This window comes from Streptomyces klenkii (genome assembly GCF_003626645.1).
Lineage (GTDB): Bacteria > Actinomycetota > Actinomycetes > Streptomycetales > Streptomycetaceae > Streptomyces > Streptomyces klenkii.
The window spans coordinates 1-4166 of the sequence record NZ_RBAM01000048.1 but is presented as its reverse complement, the minus strand read 5'-3'; the positions used below and the strand labels follow the sequence as shown (position 1 = coordinate 4166).

2 rRNA genes are annotated in these 4166 nt (G+C 58.7%); both read left to right on the top strand.

The features are described 5' to 3' along the window. A 16S ribosomal RNA gene (locus D7231_RS34405) occupies positions 1 to 950 on the top strand; the annotation flags it as partial. Between the two features lie 206 nt (positions 951 to 1156). Continuing rightward, a 23S ribosomal RNA gene (locus tag D7231_RS34400) occupies positions 1157 to 4166 on the top strand; the annotation flags it as partial.

Here is a 4166-nt window from a genome sequence, read left to right as displayed (position 1 = left end):
AAGCCCGGGGCTTAACTCCGGGTCTGCAGTCGATACGGGCAGGCTAGAGTTCGGTAGGGGAGACTGGAATTCCTGGTGTAGCGGTGAAATGCGCAGATATCAGGAGGAACACCGGTGGCGAAGGCGGGTCTCTGGGCCGATACTGACGCTGAGGAGCGAAAGCGTGGGGAGCGAACAGGATTAGATACCCTGGTAGTCCACGCTGTAAACGGTGGGAACTAGGTGTGGGCGACATTCCACGTTGTCTGTGCCGTAGCTAACGCATTAAGTTCCCCGCCTGGGGAGTACGGCCGCAAGGCTAAAACTCAAAGGAATTGACGGGGGCCCGCACAAGCGGCGGAGCATGTGGCTTAATTCGACGCAACGCGAAGAACCTTACCAAGGCTTGACATACGCCGGAAATCTCTGGAGACAGGGGCTCCCTTTTGGGCCGGTGTACAGGTGGTGCATGGCTGTCGTCAGCTCGTGTCGTGAGATGTTGGGTTAAGTCCCGCAACGAGCGCAACCCTTGTCCTGTGTTGCCAGCAACACCTTCGGGTGGTTGGGGACTCACGGGAGACTGCCGGGGTCAACTCGGAGGAAGGTGGGGACGACGTCAAGTCATCATGCCCCTTATGTCTTGGGCTGCACACGTGCTACAATGGCCGGTACAAAGGGCTGCGATGCCGTGAGGCGGAGCGAATCCCAAAAAGCCGGTCTCAGTTCGGATTGGGGTCTGCAACTCGACCCCATGAAGTCGGAGTCGCTAGTAATCGCAGATCAGCAGTGCTGCGGTGAATACGTTCCCGGGCCTTGTACACACCGCCCGTCACGTCACGAAAGTCGGTAACACCCGAAGCCGGTGGCCTAACCCCCTTGTGGGGAGGGAGCCGTCGAAGGTGGGACTGGCGATTGGGACGAAGTCGTAACAAGGTAGCCGTACCGGAAGGTGCGGCTGGATCACCTCCTTTCTAAGGAGCATCGTGCCCGCGCCGGGCGAGTGTCCTGGCGGGGCCAGCTCATGGGTGGAACGTTGACACGCAATATCTGAGGGCACGCTGTTGGGTGTCTGAGGGAATGGTCCCTCGGCACGTACCCCAACCAGCCGGCGGACCGAGTCCGGTCGGGGGTTGAGGGTGTGGTGGTTGTCAAGTGCACAGTGGACGCGAGCATCTGTGGCCAAGTTGTTAAGGGCGCACGGTGGATGCCTTGGCACCAGGAACCGATGAAGGACGTGGGAGGCCGCGATAGACCCCGGGGAGTTGTCAACCGAGCTGTGATCCGGGGGTGTCCGAATGGGGAAACCCGGCAGTCGTTATGGGCTGTCACCCGCCGCTGAATGTATAGGCGGTGTGGAGGGAACGCGGGGAAGTGAAACATCTCAGTACCCGCAGGAAGAGAAAACAACCGTGATTCCGGGAGTAGTGGTGAGCGAAACCGGAGGAGGCTAAACCGTCTGTGTGTGATACCCGGCAGGGGTTGCGCGGGCGGGGTTGTGGGAGTTCTCTTGATCGTTCTGCCGGACGGTCGGCGAGTAAGAAATCGCAGGTATAGGCGAAGGGCATGCGAAAGGCCCGGCGTAGAGGGTAAGACCCCCGTAGCTGAAATGTCTGCGACTCGTTTGAGGGCCACCCAAGTAGCACAGGGCCCGAGGAATCCTGTGTGAATCTGGCGGGACCACCCGTTAAGCCTAAATATTCCCTGGTGACCGATAGTGGATAGTACCGTGAGGGAATGGTGAAAAGTACCGCGGGAGCGGAGTGAAAGAGTACCTGAAACCGTGTGCCTACAAGCCGTGGGAGCGTCGCAGTGAGTGCTTGCACTTGCTGCCGTGACTGCGTGCCTTTTGAAGAATGAGCCTGCGAGTTTGCGGTGTGTTGCGAGGTTAACCTGTGGTGGGGAGCCGTAGCGAAAGCGAGTCCGAAGAGGGCGATTCAGTAGCATGCCCAAGACCCGAAGCGGGGTGATCTAGCCATGGGCAGGGTGAAGCGTGGGTAAGACTGCGTGGAGGCCCGAACCCACCAGAGTTGAAAATCTGGGGGATGACCTGTGGTTAGGGGTGAAAGGCCAATCAGACTCCGTGATAGCTGGTTCTCCCCGAAATGCATTTAGGTGCAGCGTCGTGTGTTTCTTGCCGGAGGTAGAGCACTGGGTAGGTGATGGGCCTTACCGGGTTACTGACCTTAGCCAAACTCCGAATGCCGGTAAGTGTAAGCGCGGCAGTGAGACTGTGGGGGATAAGCTCCATGGTCGAGAGGGAAACAGCCCAGAGCATCGACTAAGGCCCCTAAGCGTGTGCTAAGTGGGAAAGGATGTGGAGTCGCCCAGACAGCCAGGAGGTTGGCTTAGAAGCAGCCATCCTTGAAAGAGTGCGTAATAGCTCACTGGTCGAGTGATTCTGCGCCGATAATGTAGCGGGGCTCAAGTACACCGCCGAAGTCGTGTCGCCACCCGCAAGGGTGGTGGGTAGGGGAGCGTCGTGTGCTGGGTGAAGCGGCCCTGGAAGGGTGTCGTGGACGGTTCACGAGTGAGAATGCAGGCATGAGTAGCGTGATGCACGTGGGAAACGTGTGCGCCGATTGACTAAGGGTTCCTGGGTCAAGCTGATCTGCCCAGGGTAAGTCGGGGCCTAAGGCGAGGCCGACAGGCGTAGTCGATGGATAACCGGTTGATATTCCGGTACCCGCCGTGAAGCGCCAGCGCTGAATCTCCTGATGCTAAGCCCGTGAAACCGCCCCCTGAGCCTTCGGGTGAGGGGGGAGTGGTGGAGCCGGTGGCCCGAGGGGGTAGTAGGTGAGTGATGGGGTGACGCAGGAAGGTAGTCCAGCCCGGGTGGTGGTTGTCCCGGGGTAAGGGTGTGGCCCGAGTGGCAGGTAAATCCGCTGCTCATTAAGGGTGAGGCCTGATGCCGAGCCGATTGTGGTGAAGTGGATGATCCTATGCTGTCGAGAAAAGCCTCTAGCGATGTTTCATGGTGGCCCGTACCCTAAACCGACTCTGGTGGTCAGGTAGAGTATACCGAGGCGTTCGGGTGAACTATGGTTAAGGAACTCGGCAAATTGCCCCCGTAACTTCGGGAGAAGGGGGGCCGTTCCCGGTGAAGGCATTTTCTGCTGGAGCTGGGGGTGGCCGCAGAGACCAGCGAGAAGCGACTGTTTACTAAAAACACAGGTCCGTGCGAAGCTGTAAGGCGATGTATACGGACTGACGCCTGCCCGGTGCTGGAACGTTAAGGGGACCGGTTAGCTCTTCGGGGCGAGGCTGGGAACTTAAGCGCCAGTAAACGGCGGTGGTAACTATAACCATCCTAAGGTAGCGAAATTCCTTGTCGGGTAAGTTCCGACCTGCACGAATGGCGTAACGACTTCTCGGCTGTCTCAACCATAGGCCCGGTGAAATTGCAGTACGAGTAAAGATGCTCGTTTCGCGCAGCAGGACGGAAAGACCCCGGGACCTTTACTACAGCTTGATATTGGTGTTCGGTTCGGTTTGTGTAGGATAGGTGGGAGACTGTGAAGCGCCGGCGCCAGCCGGTGTGGAGTCGTTGTTGAAATACCACTCTGGTCGTGCTGGATGTCTAACCTGGGTCCGTGATCCGGATCGGGGACAGTGTCTGGTGGGTAGTTTAACTGGGGCGGTTGCCTCCTAAAGGGTAACGGAGGCGCCCAAAGGTTCCCTCAGCCTGGTTGGTTATCAGGTGGTGAGTGTAAGTGCACAAGGGAGCTTGACTGTGAGACTGGCGGGTCGAGCAGGTGCGAAAGCAGGGACTAGTGATCCGGCGGTGGCTTGTGGGAGCGCCGTCGCTCATCGGATAAAAGGTACCCCGGGGATAACAGGCTGATCTTCCCCAAGAGTCCGTATCGACGGGATGGTTTGGCACCTCGATGTCGGCTCGTCGCATCCTGGGGCTGGAGTTGGTCCCAAGGGTTGGGCTGTTCGCCCATTAAAGCGGTACGCGAGCTGGGTTTAGAACGTCGTGAGACAGTTCGGTCCCTATCCGCTGTGCGCGTTGGAGTCTTGAGAAGGGCTGTCCCTAGTACGAGAGGACCGGGACGGACGGACCTCTGGTGTGCCAGTTGTCCTGCCAAGGGCATGGCTGGTTGGCTACGTTCGGGAGGGATAACCGCTGAAAGCATCTAAGCGGGAAGCCTGCTTCGAGATGAGGACTCCCACCCACTTGATGGGGT